The organism is Lacticaseibacillus jixianensis, from assembly GCF_003946485.1.
Classification (GTDB): Bacteria; Bacillota; Bacilli; order Lactobacillales; family Lactobacillaceae; genus Lacticaseibacillus; species Lacticaseibacillus jixianensis.
In genome coordinates this window covers 37,775-52,778 of sequence record NZ_RHOJ01000014.1, presented here as the reverse complement: position 1 = coordinate 52,778, position 15,004 = coordinate 37,775, and the positions used below count along the sequence as shown (strand labels likewise).

18 protein-coding genes, 1 tRNA gene and 1 other annotated feature are annotated in these 15,004 nt (G+C 60.4%); of the genes, 3 read left to right on the top strand and 16 right to left on the bottom strand.

The window, feature by feature from the left end; translation table 11 throughout:
• Window position 1: 1 nt before the first annotated feature.
• The 12 genes from EKM85_RS07080 to rplU form a co-directional block, all read right to left on the bottom strand.
• Complete coding sequence (locus EKM85_RS07080; RefSeq protein WP_125585572.1) at window positions 2-823, bottom strand: TlyA family RNA methyltransferase; 822 nt, start codon at window positions 821-823, stop codon at window positions 2-4.
• Window positions 820-1,683 carry a polyprenyl synthetase family protein gene (locus EKM85_RS07075; protein WP_125585571.1) on the bottom strand — a complete coding sequence of 288 codons (864 nt, stop codon included), beginning with the start codon at window positions 1,681-1,683 and terminating at the stop codon, window positions 820-822. Before EKM85_RS07075 ends, EKM85_RS07080 begins: the two co-directional genes overlap by 4 nt.
• Window positions 1,676-1,915 carry an exodeoxyribonuclease VII small subunit gene (locus EKM85_RS07070; protein WP_125585570.1) on the bottom strand — a complete coding sequence of 80 codons (240 nt, stop codon included), beginning with the start codon at window positions 1,913-1,915 and terminating at the stop codon, window positions 1,676-1,678. The genes EKM85_RS07075 and EKM85_RS07070 overlap by 8 nt, the downstream gene beginning before the upstream one ends.
• Window positions 1,899-3,254, bottom strand: a complete 1,356-nt coding sequence (gene xseA, locus EKM85_RS07065; RefSeq protein ID WP_125585569.1) for an exodeoxyribonuclease VII large subunit — start codon at window positions 3,252-3,254, stop codon at window positions 1,899-1,901. The genes EKM85_RS07070 and xseA overlap by 17 nt, the downstream gene beginning before the upstream one ends.
• The gene (gene folD / locus EKM85_RS07060; protein WP_125585568.1) at window positions 3,247-4,098 is read right to left on the bottom strand and encodes a bifunctional methylenetetrahydrofolate dehydrogenase/methenyltetrahydrofolate cyclohydrolase FolD; all 852 of its coding nucleotides are present in this window, start codon (window positions 4,096-4,098) and stop codon (window positions 3,247-3,249) included. Before folD ends, xseA begins: the two co-directional genes overlap by 8 nt.
• 135 nt (window positions 4,099-4,233) lie before the next feature.
• Window positions 4,234-4,629, bottom strand: coding sequence for a transcription antitermination factor NusB (gene nusB, locus EKM85_RS07055; RefSeq protein ID WP_125585567.1), 396 nt, complete (start codon window positions 4,627-4,629; stop codon window positions 4,234-4,236).
• A complete protein-coding gene (locus tag EKM85_RS07050; RefSeq protein WP_125585566.1) occupies window positions 4,629-5,072 on the bottom strand; it encodes an Asp23/Gls24 family envelope stress response protein in 444 nt (147 codons plus the stop codon). The genes nusB and EKM85_RS07050 overlap by 1 nt, the downstream gene beginning before the upstream one ends.
• 17 nt (window positions 5,073-5,089) lie before the next feature.
• Window positions 5,090-5,647, bottom strand: a complete 558-nt coding sequence (gene efp, locus EKM85_RS07045; RefSeq protein ID WP_125585565.1) for an elongation factor P — start codon at window positions 5,645-5,647, stop codon at window positions 5,090-5,092.
• 172 nt (window positions 5,648-5,819) lie between these two features.
• The gene (locus EKM85_RS07040) at window positions 5,820-6,893 is read right to left on the bottom strand and encodes a M24 family metallopeptidase (protein WP_125585564.1); all 1,074 of its coding nucleotides are present in this window, start codon (window positions 6,891-6,893) and stop codon (window positions 5,820-5,822) included.
• Window positions 6,894-7,570: 677 nt separating this feature from the next.
• Window positions 7,571-7,864: a 50S ribosomal protein L27 gene (gene rpmA, locus EKM85_RS07035; protein WP_054663471.1), complete on the bottom strand. Its 294-nt coding sequence runs from the start codon at window positions 7,862-7,864 to the stop codon at window positions 7,571-7,573.
• A gap of 23 nt (window positions 7,865-7,887) precedes the next feature.
• Window positions 7,888-8,229 (bottom strand): ribosomal-processing cysteine protease Prp, encoded by a 342-nt coding sequence (locus tag EKM85_RS07030; RefSeq protein WP_125585563.1) that lies wholly within the window; start codon window positions 8,227-8,229, stop codon window positions 7,888-7,890.
• A 12-nt stretch (window positions 8,230-8,241) separates the two neighbouring features.
• Complete coding sequence (gene rplU, locus EKM85_RS07025) at window positions 8,242-8,553, bottom strand: 50S ribosomal protein L21 (RefSeq protein WP_125585562.1); 312 nt, start codon at window positions 8,551-8,553, stop codon at window positions 8,242-8,244.
• A gap of 29 nt (window positions 8,554-8,582) precedes the next feature.
• Window positions 8,583-8,651 (bottom strand) — a sequence feature (ribosomal protein L21 leader region).
• A gap of 155 nt (window positions 8,652-8,806) precedes the next feature.
• Here rplU and EKM85_RS07020 point away from each other — a divergent pair.
• Window positions 8,807-9,055: a hypothetical protein gene (locus EKM85_RS07020; RefSeq protein WP_125585561.1), complete on the top strand. Its 249-nt coding sequence runs from the start codon at window positions 8,807-8,809 to the stop codon at window positions 9,053-9,055.
• 508 nt (window positions 9,056-9,563) lie between these two features.
• Here the strand turns inward: EKM85_RS07020 and EKM85_RS11650 are convergent.
• The gene (locus EKM85_RS11650; RefSeq protein WP_263853298.1) at window positions 9,564-9,686 is read right to left on the bottom strand and encodes a hypothetical protein; all 123 of its coding nucleotides are present in this window, start codon (window positions 9,684-9,686) and stop codon (window positions 9,564-9,566) included.
• Between the two features lie 211 nt (window positions 9,687-9,897).
• Here EKM85_RS11650 and EKM85_RS07015 point away from each other — a divergent pair, with 211 nt between their 5' ends.
• Window positions 9,898-10,329, top strand: a complete 432-nt coding sequence (locus EKM85_RS07015; RefSeq protein WP_125585560.1) for a hypothetical protein — start codon at window positions 9,898-9,900, stop codon at window positions 10,327-10,329.
• Between the two features lie 71 nt (window positions 10,330-10,400).
• Here EKM85_RS07015 and EKM85_RS07010 read toward each other — a convergent pair.
• Window positions 10,401-10,474 (bottom strand) — tRNA-Arg (locus EKM85_RS07010).
• 108 nt (window positions 10,475-10,582) lie between these two features.
• Here EKM85_RS07010 and EKM85_RS07005 point away from each other — a divergent pair.
• Window positions 10,583-12,970, top strand: coding sequence for a Xaa-Pro dipeptidyl-peptidase (locus EKM85_RS07005; RefSeq protein WP_125585559.1), 2,388 nt, complete (start codon window positions 10,583-10,585; stop codon window positions 12,968-12,970).
• A gap of 249 nt (window positions 12,971-13,219) precedes the next feature.
• Here EKM85_RS07005 and EKM85_RS07000 read toward each other — a convergent pair whose 3' ends face one another.
• Window positions 13,220-14,560 (bottom strand): glutamine synthetase family protein, encoded by a 1,341-nt coding sequence (locus tag EKM85_RS07000; RefSeq protein ID WP_125585558.1) that lies wholly within the window; start codon window positions 14,558-14,560, stop codon window positions 13,220-13,222.
• Window positions 14,561-14,581: 21 nt separating this feature from the next.
• Window positions 14,582-14,947, bottom strand: a complete 366-nt coding sequence (locus tag EKM85_RS06995) for a MerR family transcriptional regulator (protein ID WP_164510702.1) — start codon at window positions 14,945-14,947, stop codon at window positions 14,582-14,584.
• Window positions 14,948-15,004: the final 57 nt, after the last annotated feature.

Below are 15,004 nucleotides of genomic sequence, written 5' to 3'. Positions count from 1 at the left end.
ACTAATGGCCGGGCCGCAGCTCAGTATAGGCCGCGGCCAGGGTCTGGGCCACGTCGACGTCTGGTGCCTTCGTGCCCGGCGCCGCGGCGTTTTGTAAGTGGATCAAAAATTCGATGTTGCCTTCCCCACCGGTGATGGGGCTGAAGTCTAGCCCCAGCACGTTGTAGCCGGCCGCAAGTGCAAAATCGACAATGGTCTGCAGCACCGCCTGGTGGACCGCCGGGTCGCGGACGATGCCCTTCTTGCCGACATGCTCGCGGCCCGCCTCAAACTGCGGCTTGATCAGGGCGACGGCGTGTGCGCCCGGCTGCAGGATCGCGTGCAGCGGCGGCAGGATCAGCTTGAGCGAAATGAACGACACGTCGGTCATGGCAAACTCGACGGCGCCCTGCGTGAAGTCTTCCGGCTTGCTGTAGCGGAAATTGGTCTGCTCCATCACGACCACCCGCGGGTCCTCGCGAATCTTCCAGGCCAGCTGGTTGGTGCCCACGTCCAGCGCGTACACCAGCTTGGCGCCGTTGTGCAGCGCCACGTCGGTGAAGCCGCCGGTGGACGAACCGATGTCAAGCGCCGTGAGCCCGTTCAGGTCCAGGTCAAAAACCTTCAGCGCCTTGGCCAGCTTCAGCCCGCCGCGGCTGACGTAGGGCATTTTCTTGCCCTTCACACGCAGCACGGAATCGCTGGGGATCTTAACGCCCGGCTTGTCCTGGCGCTCATTGTTTTGGTCAAACACCTCACCGGCCATCACGGCCCGCTTGGCCTGCTCGCGGGACTCAAACAGCCCCTGCGAAACTAGCAGCACATCCACTCGCTCTTTGCTCATTTGCTCTCCCTAAAATAATCTAACAGTGCCAGCAGCTGCGGCGCCGGCACACTGACCTTCGCCACGGCCTGGCGCGCCGAATTGACCGCGGCGCGCAGGGCTTCTTGCGCGCCTGCCAGCCCCAGCAAGCTTGGGTAGGTCGCTTTGCCTTCCGCCACGTCCTTATTCGGGGTCTTGCCAAGCTGGGCGGCGGTTTCCGTCACGTCGTTGATGTCGTCTTGGATCTGAAAGGCCCGGCCGAACGCCGCGGCAAAGTCGTGCACCGCACGTGCGTCTGCAGGCATGGCCCCTGCAAGCTGAGCGCCCATATCGGCGGCCGCCGTCAGCAGCGCCCCGGTCTTCCCCGCCTGCAGCTGCTGCAGCTGCGGCAAAGTGAGCGGCTTTCCCTGGGCGTCCATGTCCATCACCTGCCCTGCCACCATCCCGAATGGCCCAATCGCCCGGGCGAACAACTGGACTAGCGTGACCAGAGTGGCCGGCGGCGTCTGGGTTTGGGCCAGCAGCTCAAAGCCCGCGCTTTGCAAGGCGTCGCCGGCGAGGATCGCCGTAGCCTCATCGAACTGCTTGTGGCTGGTGGGCTTGCCGCGCCGCAGGTCATCGTTGTCCATCGCCGGCAGGTCGTCGTGGATCAGGGAATACGTGTGGACCAGCTCCAGCGCCGCGGCCGCCGGCAGGGCCCGCTCACCGTCGCCGCCAAAGGTCGTCACGGTCGCCAGCAGCAGCAGCGGCCGCAGCCGCTTGCCCCCGGCGTCGACCGAATAGGTCATCGCGGCGCGCAGGTGCGCATTTTCAACCGTGGCCAAATACCGGTCCAGCGTGTGCTGCACCGGCTCTAACCACCGCGCCGTCTCTTCAAGCATGTGCGTTCGCCTTGGGGTCAAAGTCGGCGACGGTGCCGTCGGCTTTGACCATCTGCGTCACCGTCTGCTCGGCGTTCTTCAGGGTCGCCTCCAGCTCGGAGGAGAGCTTAATGCCCGCCTTGTACTGCTTCAGCGCCTCTTCAAGCGGCACTTGGCCCTGCTCGAGCTGGCTGACGATGGTTTCCAGCTGCTGGAGTTTCTCTTCAAAAGTTGGTTCACTTGCTTCCGCCATTGGAATGCTTCCTTTCTTCTACGACTACCGGCACGATGCCGTCTTCAACGTGGATCAGCGCCTTGGCCCCGGGAGTGAAATCCTTCACCCGCGTGAGCGCCTTGCCGCGCGGCCCGGTGACGTAGCTGTACCCGCGGCCGAGGATCTGATCGGGCCCCAGGTGATCCAGCGCCTCATTGGCCAGCGTGAACGCCTGGCGCTTGGCCGCCACGACCGCGGCCGCGGCCCTTTGCAGGCGCCTTAAGTCATTGGCCACCGTCTGCTGGGTGTTGGCCAGCCGCACGGCCAGCTGGCGCGGGTTCAAGCTGGTCTGCGCCAGTTTGACTCGCTGGTGCAGCGCGATGATCTGCGTCTGCGCCGCGCCTTGCAGCCGCGTCGTTAGCTGGTCGACCTGCTGCAGGTACTGGTCGTACAGCCGCGTCGGCTGGGTCAAGACGACGCTGTTGGTTGCGCGCGCCAGCCGGTCTTGAGCCGCCTGGATGCGGGTGATCATCGCCTGCCGGATCCGCAGCTGGTCCTCCTGGATCCGGGTGATGCCATCCGTCAGCGGCACGGGCGTCACCAGTTCGGCCGCCGCGGTCGGCGTGGCCGCGCGCTGATCGGCGACGAAATCAGTGATCGTCGTGTCGGTTTCATGGCCGACCGAGCTGACGATCGGCATCGGCATGTCGGCCAACGCGCGCGCGACGCTTTCCTCGTTGAACGGCCACAGGTCTTCGATCGAGCCGCCGCCGCGGCCGATGATCAACGCATCAAAGTCGCCCATTGCTTTGACCCGGCGCAGCTGCGTGACGATCGTCGCCGCGGCCTGGTCGCCTTGGACCTGCGCGGGAAACAGCACGATCTGTAGGATCGGGTAGCGGCGGGCCACGGTGGTCATGATGTCCTGGATCACCGCCCCGCTGGGGCTGGTGATGACGGCGACGCGCTTGGGAAACTGCCGCAGCGGCCGCTGGTTCTTGGCGAACAAGCCCTCGGCCGCCAGCTTAGCTTTGAGCTGCTCGTAGGCCAAGTACAGCTCGCCGACCCCTTCAGGCGCCATCTGCTCGATGACGATCTGGTACTGACCGCTTGCCGGGTACAGCGTGACGCGGCCGGTCACATGGACCTTGTCGCCTTCCTTTGGCTCAAACTTCAGCCGGGCAAAGGCGCTTTTAAACATCACCACGTTGATCTTCGCGTGCTCATCTTTCAAAGAAAAGTACTGATGGCCAGGGCGTTTGCGGAAGTTCGTGATTTCGCCAGCCAAATAGACCTTGCTCAGGTACGGATCAAGGTCAAATTTCCGGCGTAAATACTCGGTCAGCAAACTGACCGTCAGGTACTCAGGTTCAGCCATTGTGATGCCTCTTTGCTAATTCTACCGTCTGGATCATCAGCGCGGCGATGGTCATTGGCCCAACGCCGCCGGGCACCGGCGTGATCGCCGAGGCCACTTTTGCCACACTGTCAAAGTCCACGTCGCCAACCAGTTTGCCGGCCGCGTTGCGGTCCATCCCCACGTCGATCACGACGGCCCCGGGCTTCACGGCCTCCGCCGTGACAAACTGGGCGCGGCCGATCGCCACGACCAGGAGGTCCGCCTCGCGCGTGACCGCAAACAGGTCCGGCGTCTTGCTGTGGGTCATCGTCACCGTCGCGTCCGCGTTCAGCAGCAGCGCCGCCATGGGCCGGCCGACAATGTTGGAGCGGCCGATGATCACCGCCCGCTTGCCGGCAACGGTGATGCCGTAGTGCTTGAGCAGCGCCATGATCCCGTACGGCGTTGACGCGACCACCCCGGGGTTGTTCTCCCACAGCCGGCCGACGTTGTTCGCGTGAAAGCCGTCGACATCCTTGCTTGGCGCGATCGCCGCGATCACGGCGTCGGGATCGACCTGCTCTGGCAGCGGCAACTGCACCAGGATGCCATCGATGGTGTCATCGTGGTTCAGCGCCTCGACCACGGCGAGCACTTCGGCCTGGGTCGCGCTGCTTGGCAGCCGGCGCAGCACCGAGGTGATCCCCAGCTCCTGCGCTCGGCGCTGCTTGTTACGGACGTAAATGGCACTGGCCGGGTCATCGCCGACGAGCACCACCGCCAGCCCCGGCGTGATGCCGCGCGTCTTCATCGCGGCAACTTCAGTCTTCAGGTCTGCCATCAAGGAATTTGCGGTTTGCTTGCCATCAAGAATCATTGTCATGGTCGTTCCCCCTTGTTTGGTTGCACCGAGGCGCATACTTAACGTTCACCATTCTACCTAGATTACGCAAGGGCCGTCCATGATTCTCATTGATTTACTAAAAAAGCCACCGCAAAAGCGGCAGCCAGCCTAGCGTTAGGCCTGCACAAAATGACCCAAGATCCCGTTGATAAACTTCGCGTCCGCATCACTGCTGTACGTCTTCGCCAGCTCAAGTGCTTCGTTGACCGCGACCTTGTCCGGCACGTCAGCCACGTGCTGGATCTCAAACAGGCCCAGCCGCAGCAGGATCAGATCCGGCTTGCTCAGCCGCTGCAGGGTCCAGCCCTTCTTGAGCTTCTCGGTGATCTGCGCGTCAAGCGCGCCCTGATTGGCCAGTACGCCATCGACCAGGGTGGTCAGGTACACCGGTGCTTCTTCGCCCTTCGGCAGGGCCTCTTCGTACACGTCGGCGCGGTCGGCGTCGGGATTGCTCGCTAAAGCGAACAGCGCCTTAAAGGCCGCTGCCCGGGTATCGTGTCTGTCTAGCATTAGTTGTTGTCCTCTGGGCTTTCGTCGTCCTGGTCATCGGCAAATAAATTGTTGGGATCGATCTTTGGGGCCTTTTCCGGGACCACGCCGACCACGTGAACGTTCACTTCGTCCAGCGTCAGGTCGGTCATGTACAGCAGCTGTTCACGCAGCGTTGACTGCATGGCCATGGCCACTTTCGGCACCGAGACGCCGTAGTCAAGGTACACGTAGACGTCAGCGGTCAACCGCTTGCCGTCGACGGTCAGGCTCACGCCCTTGCCGTGATTGGCGCGGCCGAACCAAGAATTGATCGTGCTGGCCATCGTGCCGCGCATTTGATAGACGCCATCCACCGCTACCGCCGCGATTCCTAAGATCACTTCGAGCACCTCGGGTACGATCTCGATCGTGCCTTGCGCGTCCGTTCGGTTTGCCAGAATGATGTTCGCTTCTTCAGCCATGGAATGCCTCCTCAAGATTACGCGCGGGAAATGTAACTCCCGTCCTGCGTGTTGATCGTCAATACGTCGCCTTCGTTAATGAAAAACGGCACCTGAACCACCAGGCCGGTTTCGAGCGTCGCCGGCTTGGAACCGCCAGAACTGGTGTTGCCCCGCACGCCGGGTTCGGTGGCGGTGACCTTCAGATCCACGGTGTTCGGCACTTCAACGCCCAGCGTTTCGTTGCCGTGCATCATGATCTTCACTTCCATGTTTTCCTTCATGTACTTCAGCGCGTCCTGCAGCTCTTCGGCCGGCAAGGTCAGCTGTTCATACGTGGTCGTGTCCATAAAGACGTACGAGTCCCCGTCCGCATACAGGTACTGCATGGTTTTCGTGTCGATCTGGGCCTTCTCAACTTTTTCGGTTGAACGGAAGGTCTTCTCCTGAACGGCACCGGTGCGCAGGTTCTTCAGCGTCGACCGCACAAACGCGGAGCCCTTGCCCGGCTTAACGTGCTGGAACTCAACGATGCGCCAAAGGTCACCGTCAACCTCGATCGTCAGACCGTTTTTAAAATCGTTAACAGAAATCATGTTTATTCTCCACCTATCCTCTTTCGCTAACCTTAACTATATCAATCGCCAAAAGCCCTTGCAAGGAAAAGGCGGGTGCGCCCGCTCGCTTGAAGTAACTAGGCGGTGGCCCGCCTGCCGGTCAGGCGGCCCTGCCGCCGGGGCGCAAGCCCGCCGCAAAGTTTAGGCGAAGCTACTGGCGGACCGGCACGACCAGCAGCGCGCTTGGCGCTGGCGTGGTCAAGTACTTGGCCCCCGTGGCGGTGATCAGCAGGTCGTCTTCGACCCGCACGCCGCCGAGGTCCGGGATGTAGATGCCGGGCTCGTCCGTTTCAACGTTGCCCTCTGCTTGTGGGGTGTCCGCATATGGACCCCACGCGCCAGGTCCTTCGTGAATCGACAGACCAATGCCGTGGCCGGTGCCGTGGCCGAAGTACTGGCCATAGCCGCGGTCTTCAATGAATTGGTGGGCGAACCCGTTGATGGTTTTGCCCAGCACGCCTGGGGCCATCATGGCCGCAGTCGCCTTGTTGCAGTCGTAGACGACCTTGTAAACGGCCTTGAGCTTCTCATCCGGCTCACCGACGGCAAAGGTGCGGGTGATGTCCGAGACGTAGCCCTGATAAACGCAGCCCCAGTCCAGCGTGATCACGTCGCCGACTTCGATCCGCTTCGTCGTGGCCGCCCCGTGCGGCATTGCGGCGCGCTTGCCGGAAGCCACGATGGTCTCAAACGAGGTGCCAGATGCGCCGAGTTTGCGCATGTAAAAGTCCAAATCCGTGGCCACCTGCAGCTCCGTCATGCCGGGCTGAATAGTGTCCAGGACGTGCTGGTAGCCGGCCTCGGCGATCTGGATCGCCTTTTCGATCAGCTTCAGCTCGCCGTTGTCTTTGACCTCACGCAGCGCCGGCACCACGTTGGTCGTCGCCTGCCACGTCGTTTCTGCCGGCAGCGTCTGAAAGGCCGCGTAGGTCATGACATCAGCTTCAAAGCCGACCGTCTTGAGCCCGTGGGCCTTTGCCAAGGCGCCGGCTTCGCCAAGCAAGCCGTGCGTGTGCAGCACCAGCTCGGCATTTTTGACCTGCTCCTTGACCTGCTCGGTGAAACGCGAATCGGTGATGAACCAAGCATGGTCCGTCGCCACCAAAAGCGCGCTTTCATCACCGGTGAAGCCGGTCAAATAAGTAACGTTGACCGGGTCGGTGACCAGCAGTGCGTCGACGTGCAGCGCAGGCAGCGCGGCCTGCAAATTCTCTAAACGAGACATGTGAGATGACCTCCTTGGGAATGCAATAACTTTGATTAAGAGCAAGAATTGGATGGCGAGTGCCCAGTTGGGCCAAGCCTTGCGCGTAATCGGGCTACGGGTTCGCAACGGGGGAACATCTAGCTACGCCTGATGCATCGCCGCTACAAACCAGCGGTAATGCTTCAGGCTACGCTAGCTGTCCCCCTAAGTGCGCGAACCCTGCGCACCTTGCACGTAATCGGGCTACGGGTTCGCAACGGGGGAGCATCCAGCTACGGCCAAGGCCTCGCCGGCAAAGAACGCCGGCAATGCCTTGGGATATGCTCAGCCTGTAGCCATTTATGGCGTACAGGCTGACATGCGTAGCGGCTGGCTGTCCCCCTAGGTGCGCGAACCCTGCGCACCTTGCATAATCAGGCGCCGACGGACAACGCGGGAGTGGCCAGCTACGCTCTCGGCCTCGCCGCTGAAAAACGCGGCAATGCCGAGAACTAGGCTAGCCATCCCGCTAAGTTCGTCCGTCTCTGCACCTTGCATAATCGTGTTCGGAGCGGCAACGCCCGAGCGTCTAGCTACGCCTGATGCATCGCCGCCAAAGTTCAGCGGCAATGCATCAGGCTAGGCTAGCCGTCGGGCTAAGTGCGCCGCTCCGAACAACATACAAAAAAGCGCTCCGTCACCGGAGCGCTCCTGGATTATTCAGCTTTTGCTTCTGCTGGATAAACGGATACTTGCTTCTTGTCGCGGCCAAGGCGTTCGAACTTAACGACGCCATCAGCAGTAGCAAAGAGCGTATCGTCGCCGCCACGGCCAACGTTTACACCTGGGTGGATCTTAGTGCCGCGCTGGCGGTACAAGATGTTCCCAGCCAAAACGAATTGGCCATCAGCGCGCTTGCTGCCAAGGCGCCGACCTGCGGAGTTACGGCCGTTAGAAGTCGAGCCGCCCCCCTTATGGTGAGAGAAGAACTGAAGATTCATTTTCAACATTGTGTACACCTCCGAGTATTGAATTAGGCTGTTTGCGTTGATATCGTGAGGTAATCGCCGTAACTTTCTTCGATGCTTTGCAAGGACAGCAGCAGGTTCTCCAAGAGGATCTGCGCGATGTGCGCCTGCTCTGCATCCACGGGCTGGTCCAGCGTCAGTTCCAAGTGGCCGCCGTTGACCTCATCCGCCTTGACGCTGGGTTCAAACCCCGCCAAGGCTTCGATGCCGTTGACTGCACCAATCGCAACTGCCGAAACCGCCGCACAGACAATGTCATGGCCATACTCCCCTGAATCGGCGTGGCCGCTCAGGTTAAAATGGCTGATGTCGCCATGCTCGTCCCGCTGAAAGCGTGCTTTGATCATGATTTCACCTCATTAGGCGTTGATCGCGTCGATAACAACTTTCGTGTATGGCTGACGGTGACCCTTTTTCTGGTGTTGGTGTTTCTTAGGCTTGTACTTGAAGGTCACGACCTTCTTTTCACGCCCTTGCTTTTCAACCTTACCAGTGACGGTCGCACCGTCGATCGTTGGCGTGCCGATCTTGGCATCGCCTTCGCCGCCGACCAGGATCACCTGGTCAAACGTTACAGTCTGGCCTTCTTCAACATCGAGCTTTTCGACGTAGATTGCTTCCCCGACTTCGGCTTTGTACTGCTTGCCGCCGGTTTTGATAATTGCGTACATCTTGTGCACCTCCTGTTGCCCGTAGGCTTTTTCCCCTGAAGACTCGCCAAGCCAGGTGCTGTGCTTTGAAACCTGACGTTGTGCGGTTGCAGTTGAGGGGTGACAAATACAACGTTACGAGTTTATCAGATTTAACCCGCGAACGCAAGCGCAATCTGCCCGCCCGCGCGGGCAAAAACCTGACCAAAGTTGCCCGCTAGTAATTGTTGCGTGCCGGCCGCTCCGCTATACTGAAGCCAAGGGAGTGAGCGACTTGACAATCGTCCTAAACATCTTGATTTTTCTGATCACCGGCGGCCTGATCGCGACGACCACGGCGCGGCTCAATCGTCCGCTCAACTTCGGCGTGACCGGCCTCGTCTTCATCGTCCTGGCGACCCTCGCCTTCAAACTTTACGGCTTGGGCTGGTTCAGCGTCCTTTATGTGCTTTGGATGGCCGGCGTGTTTGGCGGCCTCTTTTGGCTGCGCGGCTATCTGCGCGGTGAGAAAAAGGCCCGCTAAACTGCGCGGACCTTGCCCCTGCCAAGGAACTATAGTATAGCAGAAACCCGGCTGAGTTAGGACAACAATCGGCGGGGTGCGAGGCGTTTCTAATCGGGCGGCGGGTTCGCAACGCGGGAGCATCTAACTACGCCGTAAACCTCGCCGCCAAAGTTCGGCGGCAATGCTTACGGCTACGTTAGCTGTCCCACTAAATCCGCGAACCCTCTGCACCTTGCCCAATCGGGCGGCGGGTTCGCAACGCGGGAGCATCTAACTACGCTCAAGGCCTCGCCGGTAAAAATCACCGGCAATGCCTTGAGCTACGTTAGCTGTCCCGCTAAATCCGCGAACCCTCTGCACCTTGCCCAATCGGGCGGCGACTTGGCAACGCGGAAGTGATTAGCTACGGCCGCGACTTCACCTGCTGCGCAGGCAAAGCCGCAACCTAGGCTAATCATTCCGCTAAGTGCGCCAAGTCTCTGCACCATAAAAAAGACCCAAGGCATTCGCCCTAGGCCAAGCATCATTAACGGTTAAGCTGCGCAACGGCTTGTTCGATCGTGGCGCCACGGCCAGTTTTGGCCTGGTCGCTAGGGTCGATCACGATGAACTGCTGCGTGGTGGTATCTAATTGGATCCGATATTTCATATGTATTACCTCCATTCGACTCGCACATGAATGGGTTGTTTCAATTGCGATTGAATCTATCCTACTATATTTTTGTAAGCCTGTCAAGCGCTACCATTTGACAGGTGTCAAAATCAGTCTTAAGTCTGAGGCCAAAATCTTTCACATTGACCGCGCCTGAGTCCCATTGTTGTGCGATGATATAATTATCATAACGAAACCGAGGGACATAATGGAAACGAAACGCACTGACAAGAAATTCGTCGACGTTCGCGGCGCCATCATCACCGGGACGGTGGTACTTATTTTTGGCGTGATGCTGATCATCGCCCACCAACCGGTCTGGGGCATTGCCACACTGCTGATCGGCGGCGGGATCACGTGGCGCATCTTGACCCACACCCCGACCAGCACCCAGCATCCCACCACCCGGGCCGAGATCTCGGCGGCGGAAACCGCCAACCACTTCCAGCCGCTGGACTGGGAGCCGATCAAGACGGCCCAGGACGCCGAGGCGCTGGTCACCAAACAATTCGGCGAGCTGGGCTGGCACACGCAAAGCGGCACCGTTGCCGTCAGCGCCCCCATCCAGTTCGTGGTCGCCGCCGTGGACGGCACGACCAAGACGGTGACGGCTGCCGGCGAGATCCTCGATCAGGACTAGACTGCAGGCAAGCGCCCGCCACAAAACCAAACTGGCCGCCACTTCTGTCAAGTGGCGGCCAGTTTTTTTGCTGCGTCAGCCGGGATTCGAACCCGGGACCGATGGTTTAGAAGACCATTGCTCTATCCAACTGAGCTACTGACGCATGAACCTGTTTATTATACGGATGCGCGATTCGCGATGTCAACGTATTGATTGAAGCGCCGGGCTCGACTACACTGAAGCTACTATGAAAAAGAAATGAGGAATCGCTTTGAAACTTAATCAATTCGGCCGGCTTACGGTCGATCAGGCTACCCAGCTTAAGGAACTCACTGCCATCGGCTTTGCGCCAGACCTCACCCAGCCGCTTGCGGCCGCGGCCGCGGCGGCGTACCCGCTGCTGTTCCCGGAGTCGCACAGCGAAACGGCCAAACAGCAGGCCCTCGCCGCCCTCGCGGTAACGGCTGACCAGGACTTGGCGCAGTTTTTGGCCGCGCAGCCGACGCAGATCAGCCGCCCGGCGTTCTACGCGGTGGCGCTGCAGCTGCTCGGCTTTGAGGCGGGCACCGACTACCAGTTGAACGACAGTCTCGCGTTCATGGCCAAGACCGGGCTGCCGACCGTTGACGGCGACCTCGCGACCACCGCCGACTTCTGGGCGGCACTCTACCTGCTTTTGACCACCCGCACCAAGCATCTGGTCACCCTGATCGATGATTTGGCCGTGCGCGGTTTTTACTGTGATTTTCAAACGGGCAAGGCCGTGCCGGCGCACCTGTTTTTCAACGGCAAGGCGCAGGACGTCTTTGACGCGCGCAACCTTCACCGCGAAGTCGTCTGGGTCGAATCCGACCTCGACACGGATCACGACGGCAAGCGCGACATGCTGGAAACGACCATTTTTCGGCCCAAGGAAACGGATGCCGGCACCAAAATGCCGGTGCTTTTCACCGCTAATCCCTACTTCCACGGCACCAACGACGTCGACTGGATCACCCACAAGCCGGATCCCAAGCTGGCCGTGAAGACCCATTCATACACCAAAGACGAGGTCACGTTCCAGCCGCAGCCGGCGGCTCTGCCGCACCAGCCCGTTAACGGGGAAAGCAAAACTGCCGAGGTCTACGGCGACGAGAACGGCATTTACATGCTGAACGACTACATGCTCGGCCGCGGCTTTGTCACCGTGTACTCCGGCGGCGTGGGCACCCGCGGCTCTGACGGCGTGCGGTCGACTGGCGGCACCGGTGAGACTGACTCGGCCGTCGCCGTCATTGAGTGGCTGACCGGCAAGCGGCGTGCGTTCACCAACCGCACCGACGGCATCGAGATCAAGGCCTGGTGGTGCAATGGCAAGGTCGCGATGACCGGCAAGTCCTACCTCGGCACGCTGTCCATCGCGGCGGCGACCAGCGGCGTGGCCGGCCTCAAGACCGTGATCGCCGAATCCGCCATTTCCAGCTGGTACGACTACTACCGCGAAAACGGCTTGGTCGTTGCCCCTGGCGGCTTCCAGGGCGAGGACGCCGACGTTTTGGCCGTGGACACCTTCTCGCGGCAAAAGCAGGCCGGCGATCTGCTCAAGGTCAAGGCCGAATGGGACAAGGCGCTGGCCGCCATCGGCAAGGCCCAGGACCGCGCGTTCGGCGACTACACGAAGTGGTGGGATGAGCGCAACTACCGCAATCAGCTGAAGAACATCAAGGCCGACGTGGTGATCGAGCACGGGTTAAACGACTGGAACGTGAAACCGGCCAATGCCATCCGCTTCTGGAACGGGATCCAGGCCCTGCCGATCCAAAAGAAGCTGTTCCTGCACCAAGGCCAGCACACCTACCTGGACAACATCGGGTCGCTTGATTTTGCCGATCAGATGAACCTCTGGCTGTCCTACGAGCTGCTCGGCGTCAAGAACGCCGCCCCGGATGTGCTGCCCAACGTCACGGTTCAAGACAACGTCGAGGCCGAGACGTGGCACACGTACAAAAACTTTGGCACCGCAGACGCCGATCACGAGGACCAGGTGTACAACCTGCAAGCCGACCTGACCGGCCCCCGCGCCAGTTTTGCCGACACGGCGACCGCGATTTTCAATGACGCGAAGGAAGACTCCGATGGCTTTGAGGCCGAGATCATCAAGCCGCACTCCAAGTATGACAGCGCCCGCCTCTGGCTCGACCTGCCGCAAGCGGCCAGCGACCAGACCCTCGAAGGCGTGCCGCACCTGCAACTGCGGCTGTGGATCGACCAGCCAACCGCCATTTTGTCCGCCCGGCTGGTCGACGTCGGTGATGCCAAGCGCTTTGCGCCGGTCGCGGGAGTCGTCCAAGGCACCGCGTGGCCGCTGGGCTTTGATTACAAGACGGTCAGCATCCAGGAGTTCAAGCCGGCCAAAGCAACCGCAAGCAAGCTGGTCTCGCTAGGCCACGTCAACGTCCAAAACCAGCAGAACGCCTACGAGAACGTGCCAGTCACCCCGGGCGAGCCGTTCACGGTCGACTTCGACCTGCAGCCGACGCACCTGCACCTGCCGGCCGGCCGCCACTTGGCCCTGATCATCCACGGTGCGGACATGGCCCAGACTCAGCGCACCGAAACGGCGGTCAACTTCCACATCGACCGCGCAGGCAGCACCTTGACCCTGCGCTACCGCAAGTAAGCTGCAGTCAAAGAGGTTGTGACATAAAGCAGTTTTAGCCCAAAGCACAAGCGCCTCCGCTGTGCGATTCGTTTTTAGAATCGTGCTGCGGAGGCGCTTGTCTACGTGGCGTTGCTTTATGGAAGCGACTAGGGCATTTTGTCCTGGTCTCTTTTCTGTCTGCTCCAATGCGGCTTGGGGCGGCAATGAGCGGCCCGCCGCACCAACCAAAAACACCGACCGTCATTGCGACGATCGGTGCCAAGTGGCTTAATACAATTCAAGGTACTGCTCGCGCTCCCATTCGGAAACGCTCTGGCGATAAGCCGCCCACTCCAAGTCTTTGGAATCCTTGAAGCTATGGTACAGGTGATCACCCAGCGCAGCCTTGACCACGGCGTCGTCCTCCAGCGCCTTGATCGCGTTGTGCAGCGTGGAAGGCAGGTCCTGAATGTGGTTGGCCTTGCGCTCGGTGTCCTGCATCTTGTAGATGTTGCGATCGACCGCTTCCTCCGGGTCCAACTGGTTGCGGACCCCATCGAGTCCGGCCTCCAGCACCGCCGCGATCGCCAGGTAAGGGTTAGCCGTGGCATCGACCGAGCGCATTTCCAAGCGCGTCCCAAGCTTGCGGGATTGCGGCACTCGGATCAGCGGGCTGCGGTTCGTGCCCGACCAGGCGATGTAAACCGGTGCTTCAAAGCCTGGCACCAGCCGCTTGTAGGAGTTGACCGTCGGGTTGTTGATGGCGGTCAAGCCGCGCGCGTGGGCCAGCAGGCCGGCCAGGAAGTGCATCGCGGTGCGCGACAGCTGGTCGGCGGTGCCGGCGTCGTAGAACGCATTACCGTCTTTATTGAACAGCGACATGTTGATGTGCATCCCCGACCCGTTGATCCCGTGGATCGGCTTGGGCATGAACGTCGCGTACAGCCCGTGCTTGCGGGCAATGGTCTTCACGACCAGTTTGAAGGTCTGAATGTTATCCGCAGCGTTAACGGCATCAGCGTACTTGAAGTCGATTTCGTGCTGGCCCGGGGCGACCTCGTGGTGAGAGGCTTCAACTTCAAAGTTCATTTTTTCGAGTTCAAGCACAATGTCACGGCGGCAGTTCTCACCCATGTCCAGCGGCGCGAAGTCGAAGTAGGAGCCCTTGTCGTTGAGCTTGAGCGACGGATCGCCGTTCGCGTCCAGCTTGAACAGGAAAAATTCCGGCTCCGGGCCGATGTTGAAGGCCGTGTAGCCAGCCGCATGCGCCTCTTCCATCACGCGGATGAGGTTGTTGCGGGGATCGCCAGGGAACGGCTTGCCGTCCGGGGTGTGAACACTGCAGATCAGGCGGGCAATCTTGCCGCCGTCGTTCTCCCACGGAAACAGCAGCCACGTATCCAAGTCGGGATACAGCAGCATGTCAGACTCCTCGATGCGGACAAAGCCGTCGATCGAGCTGCCGTCGAAGGTGATCTTGTTGGCCAGCACCTTCTCCAGCTGGGAAACGGGCACTTCAACGTTCTTGTTGATGCCGTTGATGTCCGTAAACATGAGCCGTAAAAATTCAACGTTTTGATCTTTGACGCTCTGCCGGATCATGTCGGCAGTGATCGAATCTTTTGCCATGAGCCACTCCTTTGCTGTCCTTTACGGTCGAAACCCAAATCCCTGAGACGGGCTGTCCCCACGCGGATTCAGTCGTCCCTGATTCAACAACTCTGAGCGAAGCGCCGCCCGCACCTCTTCATCCGAAAGCTTGGTCTTCGGCCGCGGCTGCTGCTTGGCCGCCCTGAGCTCAGCCAAGGAAAAGCCGGCCGCAAGCTGACTGTGGATCTCCACCAAGTCATCGACGTCCTGAAGCGAATACAAGCGGTGATTGCCAGGCGTGCGAAGCGGATGAAGCAGCCCCTGCGCCTCGTAATAGCGGATCTGCCGCGCCGTTAGATCGGTGAGCGCGATCACGGTGCTGATCGGCAGTACCGCCCGCGTGCGGATATCACTGAGTTCTGGCACTAGCAGTCCCTCCTTCACGAGTTCAACCATACCAATTCGGAAAAAGGCCGTCAACTC

Bases quoted from the DNA above. Each gene is read 5' to 3' on its own strand.
- EKM85_RS07075 (WP_125585571.1), bottom strand. From the start codon at position 1,683: ATGCTTGAAGAGACGGCGCGGTGGTTAGAGCCGGTGCAGCACACGCTG.
- EKM85_RS07015 (WP_125585560.1), top strand. From the start codon at position 9,898: ATGGAAACGAAACGCACTGACAAGAAATTCGTCGACGTTCGCGGCGCC.
- EKM85_RS07040 (WP_125585564.1), bottom strand. From the start codon at position 6,893: ATGTCTCGTTTAGAGAATTTGCAGGCCGCGCTGCCTGCGCTGCACGTC.
- EKM85_RS07070 (WP_125585570.1), bottom strand. From the start codon at position 1,915: ATGGCGGAAGCAAGTGAACCAACTTTTGAAGAGAAACTCCAGCAGCTG.
- rplU (WP_125585562.1), bottom strand. From the start codon at position 8,553: ATGTACGCAATTATCAAAACCGGCGGCAAGCAGTACAAAGCCGAAGTC.
- xseA (WP_125585569.1), bottom strand. From the start codon at position 3,254: ATGGCTGAACCTGAGTACCTGACGGTCAGTTTGCTGACCGAGTATTTA.
- EKM85_RS07030 (WP_125585563.1), bottom strand. From the start codon at position 8,229: ATGATCAAAGCACGCTTTCAGCGGGACGAGCATGGCGACATCAGCCAT.
- efp (WP_125585565.1), bottom strand. From the start codon at position 5,647: ATGATTTCTGTTAACGATTTTAAAAACGGTCTGACGATCGAGGTTGAC.
- nusB (WP_125585567.1), bottom strand. From the start codon at position 4,629: ATGCTAGACAGACACGATACCCGGGCAGCGGCCTTTAAGGCGCTGTTC.
- EKM85_RS11650 (WP_263853298.1), bottom strand. From the start codon at position 9,686: ATGAAATATCGGATCCAATTAGATACCACCACGCAGCAGTTCATCGTG.
- EKM85_RS07000 (WP_125585558.1), bottom strand. From the start codon at position 14,560: ATGGCAAAAGATTCGATCACTGCCGACATGATCCGGCAGAGCGTCAAA.
- folD (WP_125585568.1), bottom strand. From the start codon at position 4,098: ATGACAATGATTCTTGATGGCAAGCAAACCGCAAATTCCTTGATGGCA.
- rpmA (WP_054663471.1), bottom strand. From the start codon at position 7,864: ATGTTGAAAATGAATCTTCAGTTCTTCTCTCACCATAAGGGGGGCGGC.
- EKM85_RS07050 (WP_125585566.1), bottom strand. From the start codon at position 5,072: ATGGCTGAAGAAGCGAACATCATTCTGGCAAACCGAACGGACGCGCAA.
- EKM85_RS07080 (WP_125585572.1), bottom strand. From the start codon at position 823: ATGAGCAAAGAGCGAGTGGATGTGCTGCTAGTTTCGCAGGGGCTGTTT.